Origin of the sequence: Streptomyces sp. NPDC091387 (assembly GCF_044756945.1) — a bacterium.
Lineage (GTDB): Bacteria > Actinomycetota > Actinomycetes > Streptomycetales > Streptomycetaceae > Streptomyces.
In genome coordinates, this window is record NZ_JBIVTZ010000011.1 from 281095 (window position 1) to 307688 (window position 26594).

The window sequence follows — 26594 nt, forward strand, 5'->3', positions numbered from 1 at the left end:
CTGGAGTAGAAATACGCTCGGCACCCGTGCGCCCACGGGGGATCGCGGCATCGTGGCCGGTGTTCCTGGTTCGCGGCTGACCGCCGCCGCTCGGGCTTCGGCAGCACCCTCGTCACGCCGTCTCCGCCGGGTCAGGACGTCATGCCGGGCACCGCGCCGGCGAGGCCACCGCCGCGCGCCGTGCGCGTACCCACACAGCCAGCGCGGCCACGGCGTAGGCGGCGCCGAGCAGGCAGGACGCCCACCACCCCGCGGCGGCGTACGCCCATGCCGTGGTGACGGCGCCGAGGGCGGAGCCGAGCGAGTAGAAGGCCATGTAGGCGCCGATGACGCTGCTGGAGTGTTCGGGGTGCGCGGCGGTGAGGAGGTGCTGATTGCTCACGTGCACGGCCTGGACGGCGAAGTCGAGCAGGACGACGCCCGTGATGAGCGGCCACAGGGTCGGTGCCGTCTGCGCGGTGAGCGTCCAGGACACGGCCAGAAGCGCCAGCGACCAGCCGGTGACGGCCTGGGCGCGCCCCGCGTCGGCCCAGATGCCCGCGCGGGCGGCAGCCGCGGCACCGACGAGGCCGGCCAGTCCGAAGAGCCCGACGGCCGTCGTGCCGAAGTGCCACGGCGCGGCCCCCAACGGCAGGGCCAGGCCGCTCCACAGGGTGCCGAAGGACGCGAACAGGAAGAACGCGATCAGTCCGCGGCCGAGGAAGAGCCGGTCGGTGACGACGAGGCGTCCGGTGGTGGCGAGGACGTCCCGGTAGCGGGCCCGCGCGGGCCGGGTGTCGGGGTGGAGGGTCAGGCGCGCGATCAGCGCGAGAGCGAGGCAGAGCGCGGCGAGTACGGCGTAGACGGCCCGCCAGCCGAGGCTGTCCCCCAGCGCGCCCGCGAGTACCCGGACGCCGAGGATCCCGAGCACCACGCCCGAGGTGACCGTGCCGATGTTGCGGCCGCGCTCGCCCGCCGGTGAGGTGGCCGCCACGTAGGCGACGGTGATCTGCACGACCACCGCGAACAGGCCCGCGACCGCCAGACCGGCCCCGGCGATCAGCCCACCGGGTGCGAGGGACGTGATCGCCGCACCCGCGCCGGTGAGGACCAGATGCCCGACGATCAGCGTGCGCCGGTCGAGGACGTCCCCGAGGGGCACCAGCAGGACGAGACCCGCGAAGTACCCGAGCTGGCCGACCGCGACCAGCCACCCCAGCGTCCTCCCGGCCAGGCCGAGGTCGCTGCCCGCGGCCGCCAGCACCGGCTGGATCGCGTAGATCGTGGACACCGCCACCGCGCACACCGACGCCAGGACGAGGCGCTGACCGCTCGTGATCGTCGACGACATCTCCGCCCACCCTTCATTGGTTTCAATATGAAACCGTTCAAGGCTAGGGCACAATGGTTTCGATCTGCAACTCATACGGGAGGAGCCCCATGACGGACGCGGTGCCGACCGACCAGCAGTGGACCGACCAGCAGTGGGCGGATCAGCAGTGGACCGATCCGACGTGCCCGGTCGCGCGCACGGTCGATCTCGTCGGCGACCGGTGGAGCCTGCTGATCGTCCGTGACGCCATGGACGGCGCGGCGTCGTTCACCGACTTCCGCAACAGCCTCGGCGTCGCCCGCAACATCCTCAGCGACCGGCTCCGGAAGCTCACCGCGCACGGCATCCTGGCCACCACCACTCCCCCCGGGGCCAAGCGCCACACCTACCGGCTCACCGACGCCGGCCAGGAACTGTTCACTACCGTCGTCGCGCTCAGGCAGTGGGGAGAGCGGCACGCCTTCGCTCCCGGCGAGGACCACTCGGTCCTGATCGACCACGACGGACGGGACGTGCCCCGCGTCGGCGTTCTGGACCGGAGCGGCCGGCCCGTCACGGCGTCTACGTCACACGTGCGCAAGGTCGCCGACTGACACGGCCGGGCACCCGGACCCGCCCGTGCGTACCCGCCCCGGCCCGGTCCGCCCAGTCGCCGCCCAGCACCCCGCCGAGCAGGCTCGCGGCGACGAAGCAGCCCGCCACCAGCGGGTAGAGGTGGACCCCGTCCAGCTCCCTGGCGGCGGCCGGGAGGGTGGGCACGACGGCGAGCGCGGCGAACCCGGTCAGGAACATCACCGCGGCGAAACTCAGGGTCGCGGCCGCGTACTTACGGGAGAACAGGCGCTCCTCGTCGGCGGTCTCCGGCTTCGCCGGAGCACACTCGGTCATCCCCGTCCGCCCGTCGCGGGGACGGCGGTCGGCCGGGTGCGCAGGACACGTATCAACCCGTCGGGCAGCGCTTTCGGATCATGAGTCACGGGCGCCAAAGGTATGCGGGCGGCCCAACGGCCTGCCACTGCTTTTCGGGGCGCCCGGGGTGCGCGGAAGGGCGTCCGCCCCGCGTCACGGGTGGGGCGTCGCCGCGCCCGCCGCCTCCGTCGCCGCCCGAAGCGCGTCCCCGCCCGCGCCCGTCAACAGGTCCGTGCTGTCCGCCCATTGGTCCACGGCCCCGGTCAGCGGCCGGCCGCGCAGCTCCGGGTCCGTGAGCGAGGCGGCCAGCGGGCGGGCGAAGCGCTCCGCGTGCAGGACCAGGAACGGCCTGCCGTGGTACGGGCGGGGCGACGGGTCCACCGGATCGACGAGGCCGCTCGCGTTCTGGCGGATCGCCACCGCCTCGTAAGCGGCGCAGAGGTGCCGTTCCCGTTCCGGCAGGTCCGTGGCCGCCAGCGCGCCGCGCAGGGACGGCAACAGGCCCTCGGCCGCGTCCAGTTGCGCGAACGCGCTGCCCAGCCATTTGCTGTACGGCCAGTACCGCCGCTCCAGGAGCAGGCAGAGGCGCATGAGGTCGCGCACCAGCCGGGCCGCGACCACGGCCGAGCCGAGTTCGTCCCCGACCTCCGCGCAGCGCCCGACGAAGGCCTCCTCCTGGGAGATCCGCTGCCACTGGCAGGCCAGCAGGTAGCGCCAGACCTGTTCGGGATACCGGGCCAGCCGCCGCCGTGCGGCGGTGAGGAGGCCGGGGCCGTCGTGGAACACCGCACCGCCGGTGATCCCGGCGAGCCGCTGCTGCGGCATCGCGAGCCAGTCCCGGACGGACGGTTCCGCGGTCGACGCGTCGAAGCCGGCTTCCCTGGTCAGCCAGCCGCCGAGGTCGTACGTGGACACGCGGTGGTTGACCGGCCCTTCGGTCCTCTCCATGTGCCCGACCGGGTCGAGCGGGTCATCGGCGGGGCGGAAGTGGGTGGGCCAGCCGCGGATCTCCTTCGGCAGCCGGTCCGCCAGGAGCCGCCGGATCGCCTCGCCGTGTGCCGCCACGTCGTCCGCGGCGAGGAAGAGGTCAAGCCGCGGGCCCCAGTCGTGGTCGGCCGACCTGGCCGTGTCGAAGCCGAGCACCTCCGAGCCCGGCCCGATCCGCGCGGCGGCGTACGGCAGTCCGGGGAAGGCGGCGTCCAGGACCGGCCGCACCCCCTCCTCGTACAGGATGCGGGAGAGCTCCAGACCGGGCAGGAAGGCGGCTTCGGCGTGGGTCATACGGCCACTGTGCGGGGACGGAATCGGATCGGCCAGCGAAATAGTCCCGGGGCGGCACGACCCCGCGGGAACAGTTCGCTTGCGGACGATCCACCACAGACCGAATGGTTACCCTGGCAGACATGACCGCCATGGCACCCACGCGCACCGCACCGGACCTCTCCTACCTCCTGGACCACACCAGCCACGTCCTGAGGACCCAGATGTCGGCGGCGCTCGCCGAGATCGGGCTCACGGCACGGATGCACTGCGTCCTGGTCCACGCCCTGGAGGAGGAGCGCACCCAGATCCAGCTCGCCGAGATCGGCGACATGGACAAGACCACGATGGTGGTGACGGTGGACGCCCTGGAGGGCGCGGGCCTCGCGGAGCGCCGCCCTTCGAGCCGGGACCGGCGGGCGCGGATCATCGCCGTCACCGAGAAGGGCGCCGAGGTCGCCGCGCGGAGCCAGAAGATCGTGGACCGGGTGCACGCGGACGCCCTGGCCGGCCTGGGGCGCGGTGACCGGGAGGTGCTCCTGCGCGCCCTGGAGCAGCTGACCGGCGACCGCCTGTCCACCCCGGCCGAGACCCCCGGACCGGCCCGCCGGGCCCGCCAGAGCCGGAAGTAGACACCTCCACAGAGGCGTCCACAGAGCCATTCGCAGAGCCATTCGCAGAAAACAGACCGAAAGAAATAGTCCGCAACAAAACCATCTGTTAGCGTCTCTCTTGTCGACCTGACCGACAGGAGAGTCCAATGTCCGCTCCCTTGCCTGCCCACACGCCTGCCATGACGCCGGCCAAGGCACCTGCCACTGCCCGTTCGCGCCGGCTCGCGCTCGGCGTGATCGCCACCGGCCTGCTGATGACCGTGCTCGACGGCTCGATCGTGACCGTGGCCATGCCCGCCATCCAGAACGACCTCGGGTTCTCACCCGCCGGTCTCAGCTGGGTCGTGAACGCCTACCTGCTCGCCTTCGGCGGCCTGCTGCTGCTCGCCGGCCGGCTCGGCGACCTCATCGGCCGCAAGCGGATGTTCCTGGCCGGCACCGCCGTCTTCACCGCCGCCTCGGTACTGGCGGGCGCGGCGGGCTCACCCGGCCTGCTGATCACCGCTCGCTTCCTCCAGGGCACCGGCAGCGCCATGGCGTCCGCGGTGGGCCTGGGCATCCTCGTCACCCTGTTCACCGAGAGCCGCGAACGCTCCAGGGCCATCGCCGTGTTCAGCTTCACCGGAGCCGCGGGGGCGTCGATCGGCCAGGTGCTCGGCGGGGTGCTCACCGACGCCGCCGGCTGGCACTGGATCTTCCTCATCAACCTGCCGATCGGGATCGCGGCCCTTCTCGTCGCCGTGCGCGTGCTCCCCGCCGACCGCGGGCCCGGCCTCGCCGCGGGCGCCGACGTCCTGGGCGCCGTCCTGGTCACCTCAGGGCTGATGCTCGGCATCTACTCCGTCGTCGAAGTGGGGTCGTACGGCTGGCTGTCGGCGCACACGCTCGGCCTCGGCGCACTCTCGCTGGTCCTGCTCGCCGCGTTCGTCGTCCGGCAGGCCACCGCGCCGGCCCCGCTGCTGCCACTGGGCATCCTGCGGTCGCGGAGCGTCTCCGGCGCCAACCTGGTGCAGATGCTCATGGTGGCCGCGCTGTTCTCGTTCCAGATCCTGGTCGCGCTCTACCTCCAGCGGGTGCTCGGCCACGGCGCCGCCGCCACCGGTCTCGCGATGCTGCCCGCGGCCGCCGTCATCGGTGCCGTGTCACTCGGCGTCTCGGCCCGGCTGAGCGCGCGGTTCGGCGACCGGAACGTCCTGCTTCTGGGTCTCGCCCTGCTGATCGCCCTGCTCGGCCTCCTCACCCGGGTGCCCGCCCACGGTCACTACGCCACCGATCTGCTGCCGCTGATGTTCCTGGCCGCGGGCTTCGGCCTCGCGCTCCCGGCGCTCACCGCGCTCGGCATGTCGGGGGCGGGCGAGGAGAACGCCGGGCTGGCCTCGGGGCTGTTCAACACCACGCAGCAGATCGGCATGGCGACGGGCGTCGCCGTCCTCTCCACCCTGGCGGCCTCCCGCACCGACACCCTCCTCGCCGAGGGGCGCGACCGGGCGGAGGCGCTGACCGGCGGCTACCACCTGGCGTTCGCGGTCGGCGGCGGACTGCTCACGGCCGCCTTCCTCGTCGCGCTCACGGTGCTCGGGCGGCCGGAGCCCGGCACCCGTTCACCGTCCGCAGACCGAGCGCGCGGGCCCGAATCCGAGACCGCGCACCGCACCGACGCCACCCCCGCGGCCTGACCGGGGCGCGGCCCGCCGCCCACGGCCCGTCCACCCATGCACGCGTCCACCACGACCAGTTGAGGACCCGACCCCATGACCGGACAGCAGCCCACTCCCATCCCCACCCAGCAGGCCGCATCCGAAGAGAACGAGCCGCAGCACGGCCCCGGCGCCGGCCCGGCCCCGCGCGTGCTCACCGACGCCGAACTGTCCCGGCTGCTCGGGGAGCAGCGGTTCGGGGTCCTGGCGAGCGTGCGGCGCACCGGACACCCCCATCTGACGACCGTGCTCTACGCCTGGGACGCCGACGAGCGCGTGGTGCGCGTGTCCAGCACCGCCGACCGTCTCAAGCCCCGCCAGCTGCGCGCCGATCCGCATGCCGCGCTGCATGTCAGCGGCCCGGACGTGTTCTCGTTCGCGGTCGCGGAGGGCGCGGCCGAGGTGTCGGAGCCGGCCGCCGTCCCCGGTGACGCGGTGAGCCGCGAACTGCTCGCCATGACCCCCGGTTTCGAGGACCCGGCCGAGGAGGCGGCCTTCCTGGCCCAGGTGGTCGCCGACCGGCGTGTGGTGATCCGGCTCCGCGTCTCCCGGCTGTACGGGACGGCACTGGACGTGCCGGCGGCGGAGTGACCCGCACGCGGGGGCCCTCACCGCGGCCTCGCGTGCGCCGTCCGTCGCCGCCGGGACGGGCCCGTGCGGCACCGGCGCGCGACGGGGAGGCTCTAGGATCCCGCCCATGGCACCCGACCCCGGCTACACCTGCTCCCGCTGCGGCGGACACCACACGGAACTCCCGATGGGGTACTCGACCATGGCACCCGATGTCTGGGACGCGAGCCTGGAGAGCGATCCCGACAGCATGCTCTCGACGGACCAGTGCATCGTCAGGCACGAGCACTACTTCATCAAGGGCCTCATCGAGGTACCGGTGGCGGGCAGCCGGGAACCGTTCTCCTGGGGCGTCTGGGTGTCCCTGAGCCGGGAGAACTTCGGCCGCGCCCTCGATGTGTGGGAGACCCCGGGCCGGGAGTCGGAGAAGCCGTACTTCGGCTGGCTGACCACCGAACTGGGGCTCTACTCCCCCCGGACGACCAACCTCAGGACGAACGCGCACACCCGCCCGATCGGCCGGCGCCCGCTCATCGAGCTGGAGCCCACCGACCATCCGCTGGCCGTGGAGCAGCGGAACGGGATCACGTTCGACCGGGTACGGGAGATAGCCGAGGCGGTGCAGCACGCCGAGGACGACAGGTCCTGAACGTGTTGATCACGAGCGGGCTCGCCGCCGGACAGCCCCGTCTACCGTCCCAGGCCCGAGCGCAGCTGGGCGAACCCCAGCTCCGCCGCCTCGACCGCGTCCCCGTACACCTGGTCCGCGCTCTGCCCCTCGCTGATCCGCCGCCAGTTGTCCAGGGCCAGGATGCGCAGGACCGCGACGATCTGGCCCGCGGCCAGCCGGTCGGGTACCCGGTCGCCCAGGGCGCGGGCGAGAGCGGCCTCTGAGCCACCCTGGTACGCGTAGAGCCTGGCCACCAGCGAGGGCGTGCCGTACAGCAGCCGGTGGAACGCCAGCACCTCGGGCACGTCGCAGAGGCCGGTGACCGGGTCGCGCCGCTCCAGACCGTCCAGGAAGTGGCGCCGCAGCGCGTCCAGCGGGGTTTCGCCGTCCGCGCGGGCGGCGACCACCCGGGCCGACTCGTCCACGTGATCGGCGAACCGGTGCAGGGCCAGGTCCTCCTTGGACGGGAAGTACCGGAACAGCGTCGGCTTGGAGATGTCCGCGGCGGCCGCGACCTCCGCCACCGAGACCTTGTCGAAGCCGCGCTCCAGGAACATCGCGATGGCGGCGTCGGAGACGGCCTGGTACGTCAGCTGCTTCTTCCGCTCGCGCAGGCTCATGGGCGCGTTCGGCCCACGGGACGCGTCCTCGTCCGCCGCCGCGCCGGACCTGGGCTTCTCTCCGCTCATGACCATGAAGCGTACGCCTTTGACCTCAACCGGACTTGACGTCCACCGCCCGGCCTCCGCACACCGGCAGGCCCCGTGCGGGCGCCTGAGCTACCCCCGCTCCCGGATCAGCGCCTCGATGCCGTCCAGCACCCGTTCCAGGCCGAAGCGGAACTCGTGGTCGGGCTCCTCCGGGCCCCACATCACGCCGGACGCCATCAGCCGGGACAGGGCGGGATGGCGCTCGGGGTCGACCAGCCGGTCCAGGGTGCGGGCGTAGCCCTCCATCACCTCCCGCGCCGGTACGCCGCGTGCCTCGACGGCGGCGTCCAGATCGCCCGTGCGCAGCGCCTCGTTCCGCACGAAACCACTGACCAGAAGGATGACGGAAACCGCGTCGCCCGGCCCGAGACCGCTGCTTTCGAGGGCCTGGAGGCCCTGTTCCCACCAGGCGACGGAGTGCGGGCTCGCCGGGGGGCCGGAGATCGGGATGCGGAGCATCCACAGGTTGCGGTGGAAGACCCGGCGCTGCGCCCAGGCCCACTGCGCGAGCGCCTCCCGCCAGCCGGCGCCCTCCTCCAGGGCAGGGAGCGGGGGCGGCGGGCCCATGGCCGCCTCCTGCATGAGCACGTAGAGCTCGTCCTTGGCGGCCACGTACCGGTAGAGCGACATCGTCGAGGCGCCGAGGTCCTTGGCGACCCGGCCCATGGACACCCCGCCGAGCCCTTCGGACGCCGCCACCGCCACGGCGGCGTCCACGATGCGCTCCAGGGTGAGCCGCGGCTTGGGTCCCTTCACCGGGCGTGCCCGCAGTCCCCAGGCGGCCTCGATGCTGACCGGCAGGCCCGTACCGCCCGGCGAACCGTTCTCTTCCGTCACCTGAACCCGCCTTCCCTCGAAGGCCATCCTAGGTACGCGTAACCCTTGTTCAGGGTGCGGACCCGGTGACGCCGCACCCGGGCACGCACCCCTCAGCACACCCCCTCAGCACACAGCGGGATCAGAACACGTCCGGGCACCAGGCCCGCCGCCCCGCCCGGAACAGGACGTCCGCCAGCGCCGCCGCGCCCGGGGTCAGCTCCTCGACACGGTCCAGGGCCGCCAGCCGCAGGGCCGACTCGTCGCCCAGGTAGAGCGTCCCCAACTCCCGGATGTCCAGCGCGAGATCCGCGCTGCGCGTCGTCGGGGCGCAGGTGGCGCCGGCCGGGGAGGCGTCCAGGTGGAAGCGGCCGGCGGTGAGGCCGGTGGCGTCGTGGACGTCCAGGACCAGGGAGCCGGGGACCGCGTACGTGCGGGCCTCCAGCGCGCGTACGACGTCCAGGACGCGCACCCACAGGAAGTCCGCCTGCGTCACCACACGGGCCGCGCGCGGGTCCGGGAGGAGCAGCGGCAGCAGGTCGTCGGGGGCGCGGTTGCCGGTACGGACCGTGGTGACCCAGTCGACCGAGCACAGGAAGTGCCACAGCGCCCGCTCCGCCGCCGGGGTCGTCGCGATCATGCTGCGCACCGTCGCCCGGTTCAGCGGCTGCTTGGCGTCGCCCCAGTGGTCGTCGGCGCGGTAGACGAGGAGACCGTCCACCGTGCCCTCCGCGTCACGGTGGACGGCGTGGAACGGCTCGGTCCACCGGTCGTTCGGGAAGAGCGCGTTGCCGGTGGTGAGGTCCCACCAGCGGTCGCCGCGGCTCACCACCCCGTGCTGCCTGGCCCGCAGCCGGTCGTGGAGGGCGGGGCCCAGCTTGCGCACCTCCGCGCCGTCCACCAGGTCGATCCGGCCGCCGTCGAGCGCGGACGTGCCGGACAGCCGGGGGTCGAGCCCCGCCCGGGGTATGTCGATCTCCCACTCCGTGGTCCAGGCCGCGGGACCGAAGCCGTAGCGCCCGTAGATCGGGTACTCGGCGGCGATCAGGGTGGCGGCCACGTCACCGCGCTCCTTGGCCGCCGCCAGGTCGTTCGCCATCAGCCGGGTGAGCAGCCCGCGACGGCGGTGGGTGGGGGTCACGGTGACGTTGGTGACCGCGTCGGTCGGCACCGTCGCCCCGCCGACGACGGTCAGCTCCTGCGCGAACGACCGGAACGTCGCCACGCACCGGCCGGCGTCGAACACCCCCTGGACGCGGGCCAGATCCATGTGCGGCAGCCGTCCGGCCACCTCCTCGTCCGAGGGAGTCGGCGGGCGCAGGAAGCCGGTGTTCAAGGCACGCAGCCAGTCGGCGAACTCGGACTCGGTGACAGGGCGGGCCTCAAGGCTGTTCATGCGCTCCACGCTAGACACGACGGTGTGGGATGTCGCCCGCTTTTCCCGGTGCGCGGGACCGGGCCGGAGCCGGTGCGCCGGGTCAGAACGCCGCCCGGATCTCCCCCACCTCCGCGGCGCCGCCCAGCAGCGGCGCCCGGCCGATCCGCGACACCACCGGGGCGTCCACCCCGAGCAGCCCCAGCGCACGGGCCAGGACCGGGCCGAGCGCACGGGCCGAGCCGTCGTCGATCTTGAAGGCCAGGGCCCTGCCGTCCGCGAGCGCCACCGCCTGGACGGCCTCCGCGCCCATCTTGGACAGCGCGCCGGGCACCTCGCGCATCAGCCAGGTGTCGGGGCGGCGGGTGCCCGCCACGTACTCGGGGTGGGCCCGCATCGCGTCCGCCACCCGGCGCTCCGCCGTGTCCGGTGCCGCCGTGACGAACGTACGGAACGCCCGCGCGAGACCCACCAGGGAGATCGCCATCAGCGGCGCCCCGCAGCCGTCCGTGCCGACCGCGGCGACCGGTTCGCCCGCCGCCTCCTCGACCACCTGGTGGACCAGCCGCTGGAGCGGGTGCGCCGGGTCGAGATAGGTGGCCGGGTCCCAGCCGTTGCGCACGCACACCGCGAGCATCGCCGCGTGCTTGCCCGAGCAGTTCATCGTGATCCGCTCCCGGACGTGGCCCGCGGCGAGGTACGTCTCCGCCTCCGCCGGGTCCAGCGGAAGGTCGGGCGGGGTCTGCAGGTCGTCGGGCGACAGTCCGTGCTCGGCGAGCATCTCGCGTACGAGATCGAGGTGGAAGCCCTCGCCCGCGTGGCTCGCGGCGGCCAGTGCCAGCCGCTCCCCGGACAGGTCGAGCCCGGCCCGCAGCACGGCCGCGGCCTGCATCGGCTTGTTGGACGACCGGGGGAAGACCGGGGCCGCCGGATCACCGAGGGCCAGCTCGACGCTGCCGTCGGCGGCCAGGACGACCAGGGAGCCGCGATGGTGGCCCTCGACGAATCCGGACCGTACGACCTCGGCCAACACCGGCGGGGCGGGTGCCGGGTCGGATATGGCGCCGGACGGGGCGGACGGGGCTGCGCTGGAGGTCATGGTGGCCTTCCGGGGACGGGCGGGACCCGCCCCCGGAGGGATTGCCTCAGGCGAGCAGGTCGTCTACTTGTGCTTCCCCGTCACGGTACCTGCGGGCGATCTCCGCACTGCAGCCGTCCGCGGTCCGCTGGAGCCGGTGACGGCGCCGGGAGACCTGCTGCTCGTAGCGGACGAGGCGTCCCATCGCTGTGTGCAGCTCTTCGTCCGTACGGGCGTCGAGGTCGGAGAGCTCGACCTCGGCGAGCGTCTCCGCGGCCAGCTGCCGGTACTCGTCGCTGCGCGGGGTGCTCAGCGTGACGTGCCGGGCGGAGGAGCGGTGCAGCGACGGGGCGTCGGCGAGGATCTCGGAGAGCCGGTCCACCACCGGCGACTCGGGGTCCCGCCGCCGGGCCAGCTCGGCCCGCAGGATGTCGATGCGCCCCTGGACCAGCCGCCGCACATAGCTGAGGTCGGCCTCGTCGCGCTGCGAGTCGCGGCGCAGTGTGCGCAGCTCCGGCAGCCGCAGGGCGACCAGTTCGGACGGGGGCGCGGCCGGACCGTCGTCGGAGCCCTGTGCGGTCCGCTGCACGGGTGGGCGCATGGTGCTCGTACTCGTCCCCGCACTGCTGTTGACGCCGGCACGCGTGACCGGCACGGTGCCCGGGGACTGCCCGGTTCCATGGGTGCTCATGCTTGTGTCCATCCCCTCGACCGGTGCGTCGGCGCACCGCCTCCGAGCATGGTGCCACTCCGAGGGTGCCGGTGGAGATGCTCTGTACCCGTTCAGCCCAAGATAGGTTGGTCTGTATGCGTGCAGTGGTACAGAGGGTGGACGGCGCGAGCGTCACGGTGGCCGACGCCGACGGCGAGGGCAGCGGCCCGGCGGTGGTCGGCGAAATCATCGGCGAGGGCCTGTGTGTGCTGGTCGGAGTCACCCATGACGACACCCCGGAGAAGGCGGCGCAGCTCGCCCGCAAGCTCTGGTCGGTCCGCATCCTGGAGGGCGAGAAGTCCTGCTCCGATGCGAATGCACCGCTTCTGGTGATTTCGCAGTTCACTCTCTACGGGGACGCCCGGAAGGGCCGCCGGCCCACCTGGAACGCCGCCGCGCCCGGCGAGACCGCCGAGCCGCTGGTCGACGAGGTGGTCGCCCGGCTGCGGGCGCTGGGGGCGCGGGTGGAGACGGGCCGGTTCGGGGCGGACATGCGGGTCTCGCTCACGAACCACGGCCCGTTCACCGTCGTCATCGAGGTCTGATCCGGCGGCCGGAGGGCGGCAGCGGAGGCGCTACGGCTCGACGACCGTCTCCTGCGCCGCCGCCGTGTTCTCCCCCGCCAGCAGCTCCGCGTCCACCGCCACGTTCCGCTTCACCAGGGCCAGGGCGATCGGCCCCAGCTCGTGGTGGCGGGCGGAGCTGGTGATGAAGCCGAGCTGACGGCCCTCCGCCCCGTCCGCGGCGAGCCGGATCGGGGTGCCGTGCCCGGGGAGCAGCACCTCGGAGCCGTCCAGGTGCAGGAAGACCAGGCGGCGGGGCGGCTTGCCCAGGTTCTGCACCCGGGCCACGGTCTCCTGGCCCCGGTAGCAGCCCTTCTGGAGGTGGACGGCGGTGCCGATCCAGCCCAGCTCGTGCGGGATGGTGCGGTGGTCGGTCTCGAAGCCGAGGCGCGGGCGGTGGCCCTCGATGCGCAGCGCCTCGTAGGCCAGGACCCCGGCGGCCGGCCCGTGCTCCGCCGCGTACGCCTCGAGACCGGCGCGCGGCAGGAACAGGTCACGGCCGTACGGCGTCTCCCGTACCGCGGCCCCGTCCGGCACCGCGGCGATGGAACCGGCCGGCAGGTACACGACCGCGAAGTCCTCCGTGCGGTCGGCGACCTCGACCCGGTAGAAGAACTTCATCGACTCCAGATAGGCGATCAGCTCGCCCTGGGTGTCCGGCTCGACGTGCATCCACACGGTCTCGCCGTCGTCGACGAGGTACATGGCGTGCTCGATGTGCCCGTTCGCGGTGAGGATCAGCGACTCGGTGGCCTGACCCGGTGCGAGGTCGGTGACGTGCTGGGTGATCAGGAGGTGCAGCCACGCCAGCCGGTCGCTCCCGGTGACGGTGATGACGCCGCGGTGCGAGAGGTCGACGAGGCCGGAGCCGTCGGCGAGGGCACGCTGCTCGCGGAACAGGTCGCCGTAGTGCGCGGCGACGCCTTCGTCGCAGCCCTCGGCGGGGACGGCGCCGGGCAGGGACAGCAGGGGGCTCTTCATGCGACCAGCGTACGACTCGGACCCTCAGGCCGGTTTCGCGGACCGCTCCGCCGCCTTCGCCGCGCAGTCCGCGCAGCGGCCGAAGATCGCGAAGTGCTTCATGTCCGTCTCGAACCCGAAGGTGCCGCGCAGCTTCTCGGTGAACTCGGCGACGACGCCGACATCGGCCTCTATGACGTTCGTGCAGTCCCGGCAGACCAGATGGATGTGGTGATGCCGGTCGGCCAGGTGGTACGTCGGGGATCCGTGGCCCAGATGGGCATGGCTGACCAGGCCCAGCTCCTCCAGGAGCTCCAGGGTCCGGTACACCGTCGAGATGTTCACCCCGGACGCGGTCCGGCGCACCTCGGACAGGATGTCGTCGGGCGTCGCGTGTTCCAGCGCGTCGACGGCTTCCAGGACAAGCTGCCGCTGCGGCGTCAGCCGGTAGCCGCGCTGCCGAAGATCGGTCTTCCAGTCGGTGCTCACCACAGCCCCCAGTGTAGGCGGGGGCGGCCGCCGTACCCAGCGGAGTGCGGAGGCCGCGGTACGGGGGCCCTTCACCGGCTACTTGAAGAACGCGATCCCGTCGTCCGGGAGGTCACCGAGGCTCTTCGCCATCGCGGCGACCTCTTCGGGGGTGACGACCTTCTTCAGGTGCGCGGACATGTAGGGGCGCAGCTCCACCTCGGGCGTGGACTTCTCGCCGACCCACATCAGGTCGCTCTTCACGTAGCCGTAGAGACGCTTGCCACCGTTGTACGGGCCGGAGGCCGCGGTCCGGGCCACCGCGTCGGTGACCAGGTCGATCTGCGGCTTCTGGTGGGCCAGCTCGCCGTACCAGATCTCGATGACGCCCTGGTCGCGGGCCATGACGACCTCGACCTTGCGGTCCTTGTCGATGCGCCAGTAGCCGGACTCGGACTCCAGGGGCCGGACCTTCTCGCCCTCGGCGTCGAGCACCCAGGAGTGCGAGGCGTACTCCAGGAAGTCCCGGCCGTCGTGGCTGAAGGAGACCTCCTGGCCGAAGTTGCACTTCTCGGCGCCGGGGAAGTCGGACACACCCGCGCCCGCCCAGTTGCCCAGGAGGAAGGCCAGCGGGACGAGGTCCGGGTGGAGGTCGGACGGAATCTCGATCATGAGCGGCTCAGACGATCTGTGAGGCGGAGGGACGGGGAGGGCGCGCGTGGAGCTGAGGGATCAGCGCTGGCCCTCGTACAGCTTCTTCACGGTCAGGCCGGCGAAGGCGAGGGTGCCGACACAGACCAGGACCAGCAGGGTGGTGAAGAATGCCTCAAGCACGGGAGCTCCTTGAACGAGCGGTATGGCAGCAGTACGGGCCGGGTCCCAGCCTAATGGGTGGGGGCCCGGCCCGCCGGTTCGGGGTTTGCCGCGGGGCGGTCGTCCCGGCGGGCTCCGCGGCCGAGGATTACAGTTCGGCACATGCCGAAGAAGCTCGTGATCAAGGTGACCGCAGGTGCCGACTCCGCCGAGCGCTGCTCGCAGGCGTTCACGGTGGCGGCGGTCGCCGTCGCCAGCGGGGTGGAGGTCTCGCTCTGGCTGACCGGGGAATCCGCCTGGTTCGCGCTGCCGGGGCGGGCCGCCGAATTCGAGCTGCCGCATTCGGCGCCGCTGCCGGATCTGATCGAGTCGATCCAGGCGGGCGGCCTCATCACGCTCTGCACCCAGTGCGCGGCCCGCCGCGACATCACCGAGCAGGACGTCCTGGAGGGCGTACGGATCGCCGGCGCCCAGGTCTTCGTCAGCGAGATCATGGCCGACGGCGTGCAGGCCCTCGTCTACTGACGGAGCCCCTCCCTCACCGGCGGCGCTTCCTCCCGTCGAGTTCGTCCCACCACTCGTCGGACTCCGGGTCGCCGGTGGGGTTCACTTTGCCCGCCCGGTCCTGGGGACCGGGCGGCGGATCGTCCCACCAGCGGTCCTCAGGGCCCTTCCGGTTGGCCACGATCGCCGCGACGGGCGGGATGACCATGGCGATCACACACATGATGATGGCGGCCGGAACCGACCAGAGCCTCACGAAGGCCCAGGCCGAGACGAAGAGGGCGAGACAACCGCCCATCATCAGGAAATATGCGCGACGACGTCGGGCGTACATGAATCCAGCGTAGGCCCGATCCGCCCGCCCAGCCGCTCCTGGAAGGAGCGGGGCGACAGCACGGGATCACGCCGGAACGGCACGAAGGGCCGTACCCCGGTTCAGTGGGCGTCCAACCCCCTGGGGTACGGCCCTTCGGCCGGTTCTCATCCGCGGAGCGGTGGCAGCGGGTGGCAGCCGGTGGCTGCTCCTAGACGGCGATGGCCACCTCGGAGAGGCCGCCCGTCTGTGCCACGACCGTGCGGTCGGCGCTGCCGCCCGGGACGAGGGCGCGCAGCGTCCAGGTGCCCTCGGCCGCGTAGAAGCGGAACTGCCCGGTCGCCGAGGTCGGGACCTCCGCGGTGAACTCACCGGTCGAGTCCAGCAGGCGGACGTAGCCGGTGACGGGCTCGCCGTCGCGGGTCACGCTGCCCTGGATGGTGGTCTCACCGGGCTTGATCGTCGAAGCGTCGGGGCCGCCGGCCTTTGCTCCACACATGGTGTTCTGTCCTTCTGATCGGGGGTCGTGCCGGTCCGGTTCGTGCCGGTCGTGATCGTGCCGGCCGGTAAGTCCGCCGTTATTCCGGGGACTTACCGGGTCACGCGAAGAACTACTTGTTGGCGCCGAGCTCGATCGGCACGCCGACGAGGGAGCCGTACTCGGTCCACGAGCCGTCGTAGTTCTTGACGTTGTCGACGCCGAGCAGCTCGTGCAGCACGAACCAGGTCAGGGCCGAACGCTCACCGATGCGGCAGAGCGCGATGGTGTCCTTCGCCAGGTCGACCTGCTCGTCCTCGTAGAGGGCCTTGAGCTCGTCGTCCGACTTGAAGGTGCCGTCGTCGTTGGCGTTCTTCGACCACGGGATGTTGCGCGAGCTCGGCACGTGGCCGGGGCGCTGCGACTGCTCCTGCGGCAGGTGGGCCGGGGCGAGCAGCTTGCCGCTGAACTCGTCGGGCGAGCGCACGTCGACGATGTTCTGGTTGCCGATGGCGGCGACGACGTCGTCGCGGTAGGCGCGGATCGACTCGTCCTGCGGCTTGGCCTTGTACTGGGTGGCCGGGCGGGACGGGATCTGGTCGCCGTCGACCAGGTCGCGGGAGTCGAGCTCCCACTTCTTGCGGCCGCCGTCGAGCAGGCGCACGTCCTGGTGGCCGTAGAGCTTGAAGTACCAGAACGCGTAGGACGCGAACCAGTTGTTGTTGCCGCCGTACAGGACGACCGTGGTGTCGTTGCCGATGCCCTTGCCGGACAGCAGCTCCTCGAAGCCCGCCTGGTCGATGAAGTCACGGCGGACCGGGTCCTGGAGGTCCTTGGTCCAGTCGATCCGGATCGCGTTCTTGATGTGGTTCTTCTCGTACGCGGAGGTGTCCTCGTCGACCTCGACGATGGCGACCTTCGGGTCGTCGATGTGGGCCTCGACCCAGTCGGCGTCTACCAGGACGTCACTGCGGCTCATTGTGTTCTCCTCCGGGGCAGTCTGCGGCGAGATGGTGCGAGTTGCTACGGGATGCGGATGTACGGGAGCCGGTTCGGCGCGTGCACAGAGGCATCGGGATGGCCCCGACGGACGGTCGGAGGGCCGGGAACGCGGGAAGTCGACGGATCCCGCTCAGACAGTGCGACAGAGCATGGCGGCGACGCGGCACAGGTCCACTGCCCGCCGCTTCGTGAGATCCGCCCGTCCCCGCTGCGGGAGACCGCTAATAGAGCACTGCATGGGACCGATCGTAGGGACGTACGGGCGGAGATGTCACCGTTGTGTCACCTATTGAGACACGATCGTCCACCATGCGGGACAGGAGGGCTGTCGCGCCTACTCCCGGGACGATCCCCGGAGCATCGTGCCCGTGGGGCATCTATGGAACGGACGCGGCCGTCTCAGTATGTGGCGCGGCCTGCTGCGGCCGGGGGGTCAGCCCCGGCCGGTCGCGGCGGGGGTCAGCCGGCGAGCGAGACGTCGGTGCCGGTCACCGAGATCTCCAGGCCCGCGGCGGTCGGCTGGATCTTCTCCAGCTTCAGCCCGTTCGGCAGTCCGCCGACCTCGCGCTCGAAGTCGGTCTTCTTGCGCACCAAGCCCTCGAGCCCGGGGATTCCCTCGCCCGGCACCTCGTCGGCACGCACCCGGACGGTGTGGCCGTCGACCAGGGAGACGGTGGACAGGACGCTGCGTGAGATCGTGCGGCCGAGGATGTCGACCGCCCCGGTCACCTTCACCTTGCCCTTGCCGCCGTACTCGACGGCGACGTCCGCACTGGCCGCCTTGGTGAGGTCCGCGTACGAGATCACGGCCGTCCCGGTCGCGCGGGCGGCGGTGGCGCCGGAGAAGCCGTCGGTCAGCCGGACCTGGTGCAGTTCGGCGTTCATCCGGCTGATCCGGAGGGTGTGGCCGTTCGCGCTGGTCTCGACGCCGGTGATCTTCACGTCGACCTCGTCGAGCTCCGATCCGGCGACCTGGGTCAGGAACGGGAAGCCCTTGATGTCGACGTCCGTCGAACCGATCTCCGCGCCGGAGACCCGCACCCGGTCCGCGACCTCGGACTCGGCGAAATACACCGCCGCGCGGTCGACGGCGATGAACACGCCGGCCAGAACCACCCCTATGACCAGCAGTATTCGCAGTGCACGCATGACTGTCCTCCCCACCCGCGTCCGTTCGGACCCCTGGCGCCCGTGAGCCTACTGCGGCCACACACCACGCCCCGGGTGATCGACGAGCGGAAGCCCCCCATCGGTTCCCGATGGAGGGCTTCGGCATCTCTGTGACGCGTCCCGTGTGACGGGCTCGTGTGACGGGCTCTGTGACGGTTACGAGAGCGCGCGGCCGATCAGGTAGACGGCGGGCGCGGCCGCGGTGAGCGGCAGCGCCACTCCGGCGGTCATGTGCACGAAGCGTGACGGGTAGTCATAGCTGGCCACCCGCAGGCCGATCAGCGCACAGACACCGGCGGCGAGGGCGAGCAGCGCACCCTTCGCCCCCAGATCGGTCACGGCACCCGCCGCGGCACCGGCGCCCGCGGCGACGACCAGCGCCGCCACGACGGAGGCCGGTCCGGGCAGCGGAAGCGCCCGTGCGAGGACCGTGAGGGCGACGGCGACCCCGCCGACCGTCACCGCGTCCGGGACCGCCGCGAGGTGCCCGGCGGCCAGGACCGCGAGCGCGGCCGAGGCGACGGTGGCCATCAGCCCCTGCATCCGCTCGTCGGCACCCGCCCGGCTGCGCAGTTGGAGGACGACGGTGAGCAGCACCCAGACACCGAGCGTGCCGAGGATCGCGGCCGGCCCGTTCTCCCGGCCCGCGGCCAGCAGCACCACATCGGCGACGAGACCGCCGGCGAACGCGAGCGCGATGCCCTGCCGGGCCGGCCACATGCCGTTGAGCCGGAACCACCCGGCCGCGGTCACCGCCTGGAGCAGCACCAGCGGGACGAGCAGGGCGTACGAGCCGATGGCCGCACCGAGCGCGAGCAGCAGCCCGAGCCCCGCGGTGATCGCGGCCGGCTGCATACCGGGCGCGATGATCGGCGAACGGCCCTCGGCCCGTGCGCGCTGGGCGTCCGTGATGCGGCTGTTGCCCAGCGTGGTGGGCGCGCTGTACCCGTCCTCGTCCTGAGCGGCGCCGGTGGCTGCGGGCACCGGCGCGGGCGCCGCGGGCGGAGCCGCCCGGACCTCCGGGGGCAGCGGATACGCGCCGGACGCGCCCGTCGGCGGCAGGTGGGCGGGCTCGGCGGGCTCGGCGGCCTGCACGGGCTCGGCGGCCTGCACGGGCTGGGCGGGCTGCTGCCTCGGCTGGATGGTGGGCTGGTACTGGGTGTCCCAGGTCTGGCCCTCCCAGGTCTGCGCGACGCCCTGCTCCCCGGCCGGCCAGTCGTCCCCGGCCGGCGGAGCCTGGAAGGGCTGAGGAGCCGGCTGCGGCTCGTGAGGCTGGTGAGGCTGCTGCGGCTGCTGTGCGGCCTGGTGCGGGTGGGTGGGCTGCGCGCCCCGGTAAGGCGGGTGCACGGCCTGCTGCGGCTCGTACGTGCCCGGCGGCGCCTGCTGCGGCTCGTATGCGCCCTGCGGCGGCTGCTGCGGCTCGTACGTGCCCTGCGGCGGCTGCTGCGGCTCGTACGTGCCCTGCGGTGCCTGCTGCCCGTACGGCGCCGCACCGCCCGCGTAGGGCGCCTGCTGCCCGTAGGACGGGTCGCCGTAAGGCTGACCGCCGTAGGGCTGACCGTTGTACGGCTGACCGCCGTAGGACTGCTGCTGCCCGTACGCGGGATCCGGGTGGGCCCGGTCCCCGTACGCCTGGTCCCCGTACGGCTGCGGCTCCTGGCCGTACGGCTGATTCGGCTGTTGCGGCTGATTCGGGTACGGATGCTGCTGATCGCTGCTGCTCATGTTCTGCGGTTCACCCTCCTGCGAACGGCGGGAGCACCTCGACCGTGCCGCCCTCGGCAAGGCGTACGGTCTCATGGCTCCGGGTACCGACGGGGTCGCCGTCGATGAGGAACGAACACCTCTGCAGCACTCGGGTCAGCTCGCCGGGGTGCTGGTCGCGCACCTCGTCGAGCGCCTCCTTGAGCGTCGTAGCGGTGTACGGCTCCTCCGCCGTCCCGGCAGCGGCCTTGGCCGCCGCCCAGTAACGGATCGTTCCCGCAGGCATGGTGGAGCTCCTCTCGTCCCGCGTCGGCTCACGCATCGGCTGTCCATCATCGTTCACGGCGTCATCGGCCCGTCGCCCAGTCGGCGATGCGGCTCAGCAGGGCCTCGTCCGCCGCGTTCTCCGCGTGCCCCATGCCGCGCTCCAGCCACAGCTCAGCGGCCCCGTCCGCCGCGTCGGCGAGCATCCGCGGGTGGTCGAGCGGGAAGTACGGGTCCTGGTCGCCGTGCACGATCAGCAGCGGCGCCGGGGCGATCCGTGGGACCGCCGCGACCGGGGAGAGCGGGACCGGGTCCCAGTCGTTGCGGTCGATCCGGGTCCGGAAGCCGTACCGCCCGACCAGCCGGCCGGCGGGACGGGTCACCACCCAGTGCAGGCGACGCATCGGTGCCGTACCCCGGTAGTACCAACGCGCCGGGGAACTCACGGCCACCACCGCATCGGCGTACGCCCCCTCACACGCTTCGGTGCGCCCCCTGCGCACCGGAACGGATCGGACGCCCTCGCTCTCCGCCGCGGGATCCGTATACAGCGCACCGTGCCGGAGCACCACGGAACCGCCCATGGAGAACCCGACCGTAACGACGCGCCGGTGCCCGAGCGACCGCGCCCACGCCACCGCGGCCGCCAGATCCAGCACCTCGCGGTCCCCCACCGTGGACCGTCCACCGGATCCGCCGTGCCCCCGGAAGGAGAACGTGATCACGGCCGCACGCTGGGCGAACACCTCCACGGCGCGCCGCACCGCCGGGCGGTCCGCCGAACCGGTGAAACCGTGCGCGACGACGATCGCCGTACCGGCGTCGCCCGGCTCCGCGCACGCGCCGTCATCCGCCGTACACGGGTCGTACACCGCCTCGATCCGGACCCCGTCATCGGCCCGCAATGTGGTCCGGCACGCCCCGCGCGTGATCAAGGGAACAGAGGAACTCCGAAATCGCCCCTCGGACACAGAACTCATGTGGGCTATTCTGCTGGGAAGAGGATCCGGGCAATGCAGCCCCCGGGTCCTTTTGTGCTTTCCACGCGTTGTTACGGAGACGTTTCAACAAGCTCAGCGGCCCCGGGCGCGAGGCCACACCCGTAAATCCCGTATGACGAAACGTCGTACGGCAACAGACGAATAAGCGTACGAAGCAGTGCCGCATACTCCCCCGGGCCCCGCCCGGGAGTGCCCCTCTCGCAGGGAACGAGGAGGACCGACGTAATGGGCGAGCCAACCGTGCACGATCATCGACCGACGACCCAGGCAGGTGGGCGGCGATGAGTTCACTGCTGCTCCTGACGAATGCCCTCCAACCGTCGACGGAGGTGCTTCCCGCCCTCGGCCTCCTGCTGCACAGCGTGCGGGTGGCGCCTGCCGAAGGCCCCGCTCTCGTCGACACCCCAGGTGCCGACGTCATTCTCATCGACGGACGGCGCGACCTGCCTCAGGTCCGCTCGCTCTGTCAGCTGCTGCGGTCCACCGGACCCGGCTGCCCGCTCATCCTCGTCGTCACGGAGGGCGGTCTCGCGGCCGTCACCGCGGACTGGGGGATCGACGACGTCCTGCTGGACACGGCGGGTCCCGCCGAGGTCGAGGCGCGGCTGCGGCTGGCCACCGGCCGGCAGCAGATCACCTCCGACGACTCCCCGATGGAGATCCGCAACGGCGACCTCTCGGTCGACGAGGCGACGTACAGCGCCAAGCTCAAGGGCCGGGTCCTGGACCTGACCTTCAAGGAATTCGAACTGATCAAGTACCTGGCGCAGCACCCGGGCCGGGTCTTCACCCGCGCCCAGCTGCTCCAGGAGGTCTGGGGCTACGACTACTTCGGCGGCACGCGGACGGTCGACGTACACGTCCGGCGGCTGCGCGCCAAGCTCGGCCCCGAGCACGAGTCGCTGATCGGCACCGTCCGCAACGTGGGCTACCGCTTCGTGGCACCGGAGAAGGTGGAGCGGGCCGCCGCGGAGGAGGCCAAGGCGGCAGCCGCGAAGGCAGCCGCGGAAACCCTCACCCGTTCGGAGCAGCCGGAGGTTACCGAGGTCTCGGAAGAAGCCCCGGTCCGGCCTGCCAAGAGGTAGGTCCATCCGCGTAGACTGCCGCGCGTGGCCAAGGTGACGCGGGACGATGTGGCGAGACTGGCGGGGACGTCGACCGCGGTCGTCAGCTACGTCATCAACAACGGACCCAGGCCGGTTGCCCCGGCCACGCGCGAGCGGGTGCTCGCCGCGATCAAAGAGCTGGGCTACCGGCCCGACCGGGTCGCCCAGGCGATGGCCTCGCGGCGGACCGACCTCATAGGGATGATCGTGCCGGACGCGCGGCAGCCGTTCTTCGCGGAGATGGCGCACGCGGTCGAACAGGCCGCCGCCGAGCGCGGGAAAATGGTGCTCGTCGGCAACTCCGACTACCGCGACGAGCGTGAGGTCCACTATCTGCGGGCCTTCCTCGGCATGCGGGTCTCCGGGCTGATCCTGGTCAGCCAGGGCCCCAGCGAGCGGGCCGCCGCCGAGATCGAGGCGTGGGACGCCCGGGTCGTGCTGTTGCACGAGCGGCCCGAGGCGATCGACGACGTCGCGGTCGTCACGGACGATGTCGGCGGCGCCCAGCTCGCCACCCGTCACCTGCTGGAGCACGGCAACGAGTACGTGGCGTGCCTCGGCGGCGTGGAGTCGACCCCGGTGGTCGGCGACCCGGTCGCCGACCACGTCGAGGGCTGGCGCCGGGCGATGCACGAGTCGGGGCGGTCGACCCAGGGCCGGCTCTTCCAGGCCCCGTACAACCGTTACGACGCCTACCGGGTGGCCCTGGAGCTCCTCGCGGGGCCCGACCGTCCCCCGGCGATCTTCTGCGCGACGGACGACCAGGCCATCGGGGTGCTGCGGGCCGCACGCGAGCTGCGGATCGACGTGCCGGGCGAGCTCGCGGTGGCGGGCTTCGACGACGTGAAGGAAGCCGGACTGACCGATCCGCCGCTGACGACGGTCTTCTCCGACCGCCCGGCGATGGCGCGGGCGGCCGTGGACCTGGTGCTCGACGACTCGCTCCGGGTGTCGGGCTCGCGGCGGGAGCGGCTGAAGCAGTTCCCCTCGGCGCTGGTCGTCCGGCGCTCCTGCGGCTGCGGCGAACCCCCGGCGGCCCGGGTCCTGTCCTGAACCCTGTATGCCCGATATGAAGACCCGCTCGGACGGGTCCTTATATCGGGCATACGAGGTTCTGCCGGGCTTCTCAGAGCGTCCTCACGCTCCTCTCATCTTCGCTGGACACTCTCGTAGACATGACAGAGAGCCAGCGCCCGAGCGGCGAGTACCCGATGTACCCCTCGTACGGCAACGGCGACGCGGCCTACCCGCCGCCGCCGTCATACCAGCCCGCGCCGCCGGCGGGCTCGGGCGGCGGTGACCCCGTGTGGCCCGCCCCCGGACTGCCGCAGCCCGCGCCGGAGCCGCCCGCCTCCCGGCGGCGGGTCCGCCGCCCGGTCGCGCTCCTCGCGGCGGTGGCCGTCGCGGCGGCGATCGTCGGCGGCGGCACCGCCACCGTGATCGGGCAGCTCACCGACCAGGGCACCACCAGCACCGGCAGCGGCATCATCCCGGGCACCACCGTCTCGCAGAGCAGCAAGGGCACCGTCTCCGGTGTGGCCGCGGCCCTGTCACCGACGATCGTCGAGATCAGCGCGACCTCGTCCGCGGGCCAGTCCACCGGCTCCGGCGTGATCATCACGTCCGACGGCGAGATCGTCACCAACAACCACGTCGTCGCGGGCTCCTCCACCGTCAAGGTGACGCTCAGCACCGGCAAGACGTACACCGCCGACGTCGTCGGCACCGACCCCGACAAGGACCTCGCGCTGATCAAGCTCCAGGGTGCGAGCGGGCTGAAGACGGCCACGCTCGGCGACTCCTCCAAGGTCGCCGTCGGCGACCAGGTCGTCGCGATCGGCTCGCCCGAGGGCCTGACCGGCACGGTCACCAGCGGCATCGTGTCCGCGCTCGACCGGGACGTCACGGTCGCCAAGGAGGGCGACAGCGGCCAGAGCCAGGGGCAGAGTGAGGGCGGCCAGGGCGGCGGACAGCAGTGGCCGTTCGAGTTCGGCGGGAAGCAGTTCAACGGCGACACCGGCGACTCCACCACCACGTACAAGGCGCTCCAGACCGACGCCTCGCTGAACCCGGGCAACTCCGGTGGTGCGCTGATCAACATGAACGGCGAGATCATCGGCATCAACTCCGCCATGTACTCGGCGAGCTCGTCCGAAAGCTCGGGCAGCTCCGCGGGCAGCGTCGGCCTCGGCTTCGCCATCCCGGTCAACACCCTCAAGGCCGACCTGGACACCCTGCGGGCCGGCGACAGCTCCTGATCCACGCCACCGCGTCCGGGCCGTGCGAGGCTGAGAAGCTGGAGGGCGGCGCCGCAGCCCGTACGGACCGAGAAGAGGACGAAGCAGCGATGAGCCCCGCCGAGGACGATCCGCAGCGCATCCTGATCGTCGACGACGAGCCCGCCGTGCGCGAGGCCCTGCAACGCAGTCTCGCGTTCGAGGGCTACGGCACCGAGGTCGCCGTCGACGGTCTCGACGCCCTCGCCAAGGCGGAGTCGTATGCCCCCGACCTCATCGTCCTCGACATCCAGATGCCGCGGATGGACGGGCTCACCGCCGCCCGCCGCATCCGCGCCACGGGCACCACCACGCCCATCCTGATGCTCACCGCCCGCGACACCGTCGGGGACCGGGTCACCGGGCTCGACGCGGGCGCCGACGACTACCTGGTCAAGCCCTTCGAGCTGGACGAGCTGTTCGCCCGGATCAGGGCCCTGCTGCGCCGCAGTTCGTACGCGGCCGCGGCGGGCGAGCTCCCCGACAACAACGTGCTGGCCTTCGCCGACCTCCGGATGGACCTCTCCACCCGCGAGGTCAGCCGCGGCACCCGCCGCGTCGAGCTGACCCGCACCGAGTTCACCCTGCTGGAGATGTTCCTCGCGCACCCGCGCCAGGTGCTGACCCGCGAGCAGATCCTCAAGGCGGTCTGGGGCTTCGACTTCGAACCGAGCTCCAACTCCCTGGACGTGTACGTGATGTACCTGCGCCGCAAGACGGAGGCGGGCGGCGAACCGCGCCTCGTCCACACGGTGCGGGGTGTGGGATACGCCCTGCGGCCGGGCGGGGGCGAGGGGTGACGGGGCCCCTGCACCGCTTCCGCGCCCTGCCGCTCCGCTCCCGGCTCGCCCTGCTGGTCACCGTGGCGGTGGCCGTGGCGGTGGCGGCGGTCGCGGCGGCCTGCTGGTTCGTGACGAAGGCGCAGCTGGAGCAGCAGCGGGACACGACGCTGCGTTCCACGAAGGTCGACAACGAATATCTGAAGGGCCTCTACCAGTACTGCACCCGCGCCAGCAAGCTGCAGCCCCAGCCCTACACCGGCTTCACCGTCCAGCTCATCGACGCCCAGGGGACGGCCTGCACCGCCCCGGACTCGGCCGCGCTCCCGGTGACCGCGGCCGACCTCGCGGTCGTCGATGGCCGGCGGAGCGCGACACTTCACTCCGAGACCGATGCCGTCGGGGTGAAGATGCGCGTCTTCACCTACGCGGTGCCGGTGACGGTGTCGCGCGGGCCCGGTCTGCCGCCCGCCGACCTCACCCTCGGCGTCTCCGTCGCCCGCCCGCTGAGCGAGATCGACAAACCCCTCTCCACCCTGGCCTGGGTCCTCCTCCTCGTCTCCGGCATCGGCGTCGTCGGCGCGGGCGCCGCGGGCCTCTGGGTCGCCCGGTCCGGACTGCGCCCGGTCGACGAACTGACCGAGGCGGTCGAGCACGTGGCCCGCACCGAGGACCTCACCGTCCGCATCCCGGTCGAGGGCGAGGACGAGATCGCCCGGCTCTCCCGCTCCTTCAACTCGATGACGGCCTCCCTCGCCACCTCCCGCGACCGCCAGGCCCAGCTGATCGCGGACGCGGGCCACGAGCTGCGCACCCCCCTCACCTCCCTCCGCACCAACGTGGAGCTGCTCGCCCGCAGCGACGAGACGGGCCGGGCGATCCCGCCGGACGACCGCAAGGCGCTGATGTCCTCCGTCAAGGCCCAGATGACGGAGCTGGCCTCGCTCATCGGAGACCTCCAGGAACTGGCCCGCCCGGACGCCGCCCAGCCCGGCCCGCTCCAGGTGGTCGCCCTGCACGACATCGCCCGCACCGCCCTGCAACGGGCCCGCCTGCGCGGCCCCGAGCTGACCATCACGGCGGAGCTGGCCCCCTGGTACGTGCGCGCCGAACCGGCCGCGCTGGAGCGGGCGGTCGTCAACGTCCTGGACAACGCGGTGAAGTTCAGCCCGGCCGGCGGCACGATCGACGTGGTCCTGCACCGGGGAGAACTGACGGTCCGCGACCACGGACCGGGTATCCCCGAGGACGAACTCCCCCACGTCTTCGAACGCTTCTGGCGCTCCCCCTCCGCCCGCCAGCTCCCCGGCTCCGGCCTGGGACTGTCGATCGTCGCGCGGACGGTCCAGCAGGCGGGCGGCGAGATCGCCCTGCTCCCGGCGGACGACGGCGACGGCACGGTGGCCACGATCCGCCTGCCGGGGGCACCGCAGCCGCCGCCGGACGCGCCGGTGGGGTGAGGGGGCGGGT

The 26594-nt window shown here is 72.3% G+C and carries 30 protein-coding genes and 1 pseudogene; 12 read left to right on the forward strand and 19 right to left on the reverse strand.

Annotated features, from left to right (window positions below):
• Positions 1 to 139: 139 nt before the first annotated feature.
• Positions 140 to 1330, reverse strand: a complete 1191-nt coding sequence (locus ACIQM0_RS24155; RefSeq protein WP_401290019.1) for an MFS transporter — start codon at positions 1328 to 1330, stop codon at positions 140 to 142.
• Between the two features lie 89 nt (positions 1331 to 1419).
• Here ACIQM0_RS24155 and ACIQM0_RS24160 point away from each other — a divergent pair, with 89 nt between their 5' ends.
• Positions 1420 to 1905, forward strand: a complete 486-nt coding sequence (locus ACIQM0_RS24160) for a winged helix-turn-helix transcriptional regulator (RefSeq protein ID WP_401290021.1) — start codon at positions 1420 to 1422, stop codon at positions 1903 to 1905.
• A 34-nt stretch (positions 1906 to 1939) separates the two neighbouring features.
• On the opposite strand, the pseudogene ACIQM0_RS24165 reads toward ACIQM0_RS24160, so the two are convergent.
• A pseudogene (locus ACIQM0_RS24165) lies at positions 1940 to 2200 on the reverse strand (MFS transporter); the annotation flags it as partial.
• A gap of 174 nt (positions 2201 to 2374) precedes the next feature.
• Entirely contained in the window at positions 2375 to 3502 is a 1128-nt protein-coding gene (locus ACIQM0_RS24170; RefSeq protein ID WP_401290023.1) for a DUF4037 domain-containing protein, read from the reverse strand.
• 122 nt (positions 3503 to 3624) lie between these two features.
• Here ACIQM0_RS24170 and ACIQM0_RS24175 point away from each other — a divergent pair, with 122 nt between their 5' ends.
• From ACIQM0_RS24175 to ACIQM0_RS24190, 4 genes are all read left to right on the forward strand, one after another.
• Complete coding sequence (locus tag ACIQM0_RS24175) at positions 3625 to 4113, forward strand: MarR family winged helix-turn-helix transcriptional regulator (RefSeq protein WP_401290025.1); 489 nt, start codon at positions 3625 to 3627, stop codon at positions 4111 to 4113.
• Positions 4114 to 4274: 161 nt separating this feature from the next.
• The gene (locus ACIQM0_RS24180) at positions 4275 to 5771 is read left to right on the forward strand and encodes an MFS transporter (RefSeq protein WP_401290027.1); all 1497 of its coding nucleotides are present in this window, start codon (positions 4275 to 4277) and stop codon (positions 5769 to 5771) included.
• A gap of 75 nt (positions 5772 to 5846) precedes the next feature.
• Positions 5847 to 6383 carry a pyridoxamine 5'-phosphate oxidase family protein gene (locus tag ACIQM0_RS24185; RefSeq protein ID WP_401290029.1) on the forward strand — a complete coding sequence of 179 codons (537 nt, stop codon included), beginning with the start codon at positions 5847 to 5849 and terminating at the stop codon, positions 6381 to 6383.
• Positions 6384 to 6489: 106 nt separating this feature from the next.
• A complete protein-coding gene (locus ACIQM0_RS24190) occupies positions 6490 to 7011 on the forward strand; it encodes a DUF2199 domain-containing protein (protein WP_363026695.1) in 522 nt (173 codons plus the stop codon).
• A 41-nt stretch (positions 7012 to 7052) separates the two neighbouring features.
• On the opposite strand, the gene ACIQM0_RS24195 is transcribed toward ACIQM0_RS24190, so the two are convergent.
• From ACIQM0_RS24195 to ACIQM0_RS24215, 5 genes are all read right to left on the reverse strand, one after another.
• On the reverse strand, positions 7053 to 7727 hold the full coding sequence (locus tag ACIQM0_RS24195) for a TetR family transcriptional regulator (protein ID WP_401290032.1): 675 nt from the start codon (positions 7725 to 7727) through the stop codon (positions 7053 to 7055).
• Between the two features lie 84 nt (positions 7728 to 7811).
• Positions 7812 to 8579: a TetR/AcrR family transcriptional regulator gene (locus ACIQM0_RS24200; protein WP_401290034.1), complete on the reverse strand. Its 768-nt coding sequence runs from the start codon at positions 8577 to 8579 to the stop codon at positions 7812 to 7814.
• Between the two features lie 121 nt (positions 8580 to 8700).
• Complete coding sequence (locus ACIQM0_RS24205) at positions 8701 to 9954, reverse strand: GNAT family N-acetyltransferase (RefSeq protein WP_401290037.1); 1254 nt, start codon at positions 9952 to 9954, stop codon at positions 8701 to 8703.
• 82 nt (positions 9955 to 10036) lie between these two features.
• The gene (locus ACIQM0_RS24210; protein ID WP_401290040.1) at positions 10037 to 11032 is read right to left on the reverse strand and encodes an asparaginase; all 996 of its coding nucleotides are present in this window, start codon (positions 11030 to 11032) and stop codon (positions 10037 to 10039) included.
• Between the two features lie 46 nt (positions 11033 to 11078).
• A complete protein-coding gene (locus ACIQM0_RS24215) occupies positions 11079 to 11702 on the reverse strand; it encodes an ABC transporter substrate-binding protein (RefSeq protein WP_401290042.1) in 624 nt (207 codons plus the stop codon).
• 116 nt (positions 11703 to 11818) lie between these two features.
• On the opposite strand from ACIQM0_RS24215, the gene dtd reads away from it, so the two are divergent.
• Entirely contained in the window at positions 11819 to 12268 is a 450-nt protein-coding gene (gene dtd, locus ACIQM0_RS24220) for a D-aminoacyl-tRNA deacylase (RefSeq protein ID WP_401290045.1), read from the forward strand.
• 30 nt (positions 12269 to 12298) lie between these two features.
• Here the strand turns inward: dtd and ACIQM0_RS24225 are convergent, their stop codons facing one another.
• From ACIQM0_RS24225 to ACIQM0_RS24235, 3 genes are all read right to left on the reverse strand, one after another.
• Positions 12299 to 13267 carry a glycine cleavage T C-terminal barrel domain-containing protein gene (locus ACIQM0_RS24225; RefSeq protein ID WP_363026709.1) on the reverse strand — a complete coding sequence of 323 codons (969 nt, stop codon included), beginning with the start codon at positions 13265 to 13267 and terminating at the stop codon, positions 12299 to 12301.
• 24 nt (positions 13268 to 13291) lie between these two features.
• Complete coding sequence (locus tag ACIQM0_RS24230) at positions 13292 to 13738, reverse strand: Fur family transcriptional regulator (protein WP_401290049.1); 447 nt, start codon at positions 13736 to 13738, stop codon at positions 13292 to 13294.
• A gap of 75 nt (positions 13739 to 13813) precedes the next feature.
• The gene (locus ACIQM0_RS24235; RefSeq protein WP_401290051.1) at positions 13814 to 14386 is read right to left on the reverse strand and encodes an FABP family protein; all 573 of its coding nucleotides are present in this window, start codon (positions 14384 to 14386) and stop codon (positions 13814 to 13816) included.
• 303 nt (positions 14387 to 14689) lie between these two features.
• Here ACIQM0_RS24235 and ACIQM0_RS24240 point away from each other — a divergent pair, with 303 nt between their 5' ends.
• The gene (locus ACIQM0_RS24240; RefSeq protein WP_123460672.1) at positions 14690 to 15052 is read left to right on the forward strand and encodes a DsrE family protein; all 363 of its coding nucleotides are present in this window, start codon (positions 14690 to 14692) and stop codon (positions 15050 to 15052) included.
• A 13-nt stretch (positions 15053 to 15065) separates the two neighbouring features.
• Here the strand turns inward: ACIQM0_RS24240 and ACIQM0_RS24245 are convergent, their stop codons facing one another.
• The 8 genes from ACIQM0_RS24245 to ACIQM0_RS24280 all read right to left on the reverse strand — a co-directional run bounded on the left by ACIQM0_RS24245 (position 15066) and on the right by ACIQM0_RS24280 (position 20942).
• Positions 15066 to 15365: a DUF3099 domain-containing protein gene (locus ACIQM0_RS24245; protein WP_401290054.1), complete on the reverse strand. Its 300-nt coding sequence runs from the start codon at positions 15363 to 15365 to the stop codon at positions 15066 to 15068.
• A 190-nt stretch (positions 15366 to 15555) separates the two neighbouring features.
• Entirely contained in the window at positions 15556 to 15843 is a 288-nt protein-coding gene (locus ACIQM0_RS24250; protein ID WP_018490348.1) for a DUF1416 domain-containing protein, read from the reverse strand.
• Between the two features lie 112 nt (positions 15844 to 15955).
• On the reverse strand, positions 15956 to 16801 hold the full coding sequence (locus tag ACIQM0_RS24255) for a sulfurtransferase (protein WP_363026716.1): 846 nt from the start codon (positions 16799 to 16801) through the stop codon (positions 15956 to 15958).
• A 153-nt stretch (positions 16802 to 16954) separates the two neighbouring features.
• Positions 16955 to 17062: a putative leader peptide gene (locus tag ACIQM0_RS24260; protein WP_353962123.1), complete on the reverse strand. Its 108-nt coding sequence runs from the start codon at positions 17060 to 17062 to the stop codon at positions 16955 to 16957.
• A 221-nt stretch (positions 17063 to 17283) separates the two neighbouring features.
• Positions 17284 to 17973 (reverse strand): DUF2993 domain-containing protein, encoded by a 690-nt coding sequence (locus ACIQM0_RS24265; protein ID WP_401290059.1) that lies wholly within the window; start codon positions 17971 to 17973, stop codon positions 17284 to 17286.
• Positions 17974 to 18150: 177 nt separating this feature from the next.
• Complete coding sequence (locus tag ACIQM0_RS24270; RefSeq protein WP_401290062.1) at positions 18151 to 19719, reverse strand: hypothetical protein; 1569 nt, start codon at positions 19717 to 19719, stop codon at positions 18151 to 18153.
• 10 nt (positions 19720 to 19729) lie between these two features.
• Entirely contained in the window at positions 19730 to 19984 is a 255-nt protein-coding gene (locus tag ACIQM0_RS24275) for a MoaD/ThiS family protein (protein WP_401290064.1), read from the reverse strand.
• A gap of 61 nt (positions 19985 to 20045) precedes the next feature.
• Complete coding sequence (locus ACIQM0_RS24280; protein WP_401290067.1) at positions 20046 to 20942, reverse strand: alpha/beta hydrolase family protein; 897 nt, start codon at positions 20940 to 20942, stop codon at positions 20046 to 20048.
• A gap of 302 nt (positions 20943 to 21244) precedes the next feature.
• Here ACIQM0_RS24280 and ACIQM0_RS24285 point away from each other — a divergent pair, with 302 nt between their 5' ends.
• The 5 genes from ACIQM0_RS24285 (at position 21245) to ACIQM0_RS24305 (ending at position 26584) form a co-directional block, all read left to right on the forward strand.
• Positions 21245 to 22048 carry a response regulator transcription factor gene (locus tag ACIQM0_RS24285; protein ID WP_363026725.1) on the forward strand — a complete coding sequence of 268 codons (804 nt, stop codon included), beginning with the start codon at positions 21245 to 21247 and terminating at the stop codon, positions 22046 to 22048.
• A 24-nt stretch (positions 22049 to 22072) separates the two neighbouring features.
• Positions 22073 to 23122, forward strand: coding sequence for a LacI family DNA-binding transcriptional regulator (locus ACIQM0_RS24290; RefSeq protein ID WP_401290069.1), 1050 nt, complete (start codon positions 22073 to 22075; stop codon positions 23120 to 23122).
• A gap of 122 nt (positions 23123 to 23244) precedes the next feature.
• Positions 23245 to 24327 (forward strand): S1C family serine protease, encoded by a 1083-nt coding sequence (locus ACIQM0_RS24295; RefSeq protein ID WP_401290072.1) that lies wholly within the window; start codon positions 23245 to 23247, stop codon positions 24325 to 24327.
• 89 nt (positions 24328 to 24416) lie between these two features.
• The gene (locus ACIQM0_RS24300; RefSeq protein WP_401290075.1) at positions 24417 to 25145 is read left to right on the forward strand and encodes a response regulator transcription factor; all 729 of its coding nucleotides are present in this window, start codon (positions 24417 to 24419) and stop codon (positions 25143 to 25145) included.
• On the forward strand, positions 25142 to 26584 hold the full coding sequence (locus tag ACIQM0_RS24305; protein ID WP_401290077.1) for a sensor histidine kinase: 1443 nt from the start codon (positions 25142 to 25144) through the stop codon (positions 26582 to 26584). Before ACIQM0_RS24300 ends, ACIQM0_RS24305 begins: the two co-directional genes overlap by 4 nt.
• The last annotated feature ends 10 nt before the right edge of the window (positions 26585 to 26594 follow it).

Excerpts from the sequence above, each read along its gene's own strand:
- ACIQM0_RS24155 (WP_401290019.1), bottom strand. The coding sequence starts at position 1,330 with ATGTCGTCGACGATCACGAGCGGTCAGCGCCTCGTCCTGGCGTCGGTG.
- ACIQM0_RS24160 (WP_401290021.1), top strand. The coding sequence starts at position 1,420 with ATGACGGACGCGGTGCCGACCGACCAGCAGTGGACCGACCAGCAGTGG.
- ACIQM0_RS24170 (WP_401290023.1), bottom strand. The coding sequence starts at position 3,502 with ATGACCCACGCCGAAGCCGCCTTCCTGCCCGGTCTGGAGCTCTCCCGC.
- ACIQM0_RS24175 (WP_401290025.1), top strand. The coding sequence starts at position 3,625 with ATGACCGCCATGGCACCCACGCGCACCGCACCGGACCTCTCCTACCTC.
- ACIQM0_RS24180 (WP_401290027.1), top strand. The coding sequence starts at position 4,275 with ATGACGCCGGCCAAGGCACCTGCCACTGCCCGTTCGCGCCGGCTCGCG.
- ACIQM0_RS24185 (WP_401290029.1), top strand. The coding sequence starts at position 5,847 with ATGACCGGACAGCAGCCCACTCCCATCCCCACCCAGCAGGCCGCATCC.
- ACIQM0_RS24190 (WP_363026695.1), top strand. The coding sequence starts at position 6,490 with ATGGCACCCGACCCCGGCTACACCTGCTCCCGCTGCGGCGGACACCAC.
- ACIQM0_RS24195 (WP_401290032.1), bottom strand. The coding sequence starts at position 7,727 with ATGGTCATGAGCGGAGAGAAGCCCAGGTCCGGCGCGGCGGCGGACGAG.
- ACIQM0_RS24205 (WP_401290037.1), bottom strand. The coding sequence starts at position 9,954 with ATGAACAGCCTTGAGGCCCGCCCTGTCACCGAGTCCGAGTTCGCCGAC.
- ACIQM0_RS24210 (WP_401290040.1), bottom strand. The coding sequence starts at position 11,032 with ATGACCTCCAGCGCAGCCCCGTCCGCCCCGTCCGGCGCCATATCCGAC.
- ACIQM0_RS24215 (WP_401290042.1), bottom strand. The coding sequence starts at position 11,702 with ATGAGCACCCATGGAACCGGGCAGTCCCCGGGCACCGTGCCGGTCACG.
- dtd (WP_401290045.1), top strand. The coding sequence starts at position 11,819 with ATGCGTGCAGTGGTACAGAGGGTGGACGGCGCGAGCGTCACGGTGGCC.
- ACIQM0_RS24225 (WP_363026709.1), bottom strand. The coding sequence starts at position 13,267 with ATGAAGAGCCCCCTGCTGTCCCTGCCCGGCGCCGTCCCCGCCGAGGGC.
- ACIQM0_RS24235 (WP_401290051.1), bottom strand. The coding sequence starts at position 14,386 with ATGATCGAGATTCCGTCCGACCTCCACCCGGACCTCGTCCCGCTGGCC.
- ACIQM0_RS24240 (WP_123460672.1), top strand. The coding sequence starts at position 14,690 with ATGCCGAAGAAGCTCGTGATCAAGGTGACCGCAGGTGCCGACTCCGCC.
- ACIQM0_RS24245 (WP_401290054.1), bottom strand. The coding sequence starts at position 15,365 with ATGTACGCCCGACGTCGTCGCGCATATTTCCTGATGATGGGCGGTTGT.
- ACIQM0_RS24250 (WP_018490348.1), bottom strand. The coding sequence starts at position 15,843 with ATGTGTGGAGCAAAGGCCGGCGGCCCCGACGCTTCGACGATCAAGCCC.
- ACIQM0_RS24255 (WP_363026716.1), bottom strand. The coding sequence starts at position 16,801 with ATGAGCCGCAGTGACGTCCTGGTAGACGCCGACTGGGTCGAGGCCCAC.
- ACIQM0_RS24260 (WP_353962123.1), bottom strand. The coding sequence starts at position 17,062 with ATGCAGTGCTCTATTAGCGGTCTCCCGCAGCGGGGACGGGCGGATCTC.
- ACIQM0_RS24265 (WP_401290059.1), bottom strand. The coding sequence starts at position 17,973 with ATGCGTGCACTGCGAATACTGCTGGTCATAGGGGTGGTTCTGGCCGGC.
- ACIQM0_RS24270 (WP_401290062.1), bottom strand. The coding sequence starts at position 19,719 with ATGAGCAGCAGCGATCAGCAGCATCCGTACCCGAATCAGCCGCAACAG.
- ACIQM0_RS24275 (WP_401290064.1), bottom strand. The coding sequence starts at position 19,984 with ATGCCTGCGGGAACGATCCGTTACTGGGCGGCGGCCAAGGCCGCTGCC.
- ACIQM0_RS24280 (WP_401290067.1), bottom strand. The coding sequence starts at position 20,942 with ATGAGTTCTGTGTCCGAGGGGCGATTTCGGAGTTCCTCTGTTCCCTTG.
- ACIQM0_RS24285 (WP_363026725.1), top strand. The coding sequence starts at position 21,245 with ATGAGTTCACTGCTGCTCCTGACGAATGCCCTCCAACCGTCGACGGAG.
- ACIQM0_RS24295 (WP_401290072.1), top strand. The coding sequence starts at position 23,245 with ATGACAGAGAGCCAGCGCCCGAGCGGCGAGTACCCGATGTACCCCTCG.
- ACIQM0_RS24300 (WP_401290075.1), top strand. The coding sequence starts at position 24,417 with ATGAGCCCCGCCGAGGACGATCCGCAGCGCATCCTGATCGTCGACGAC.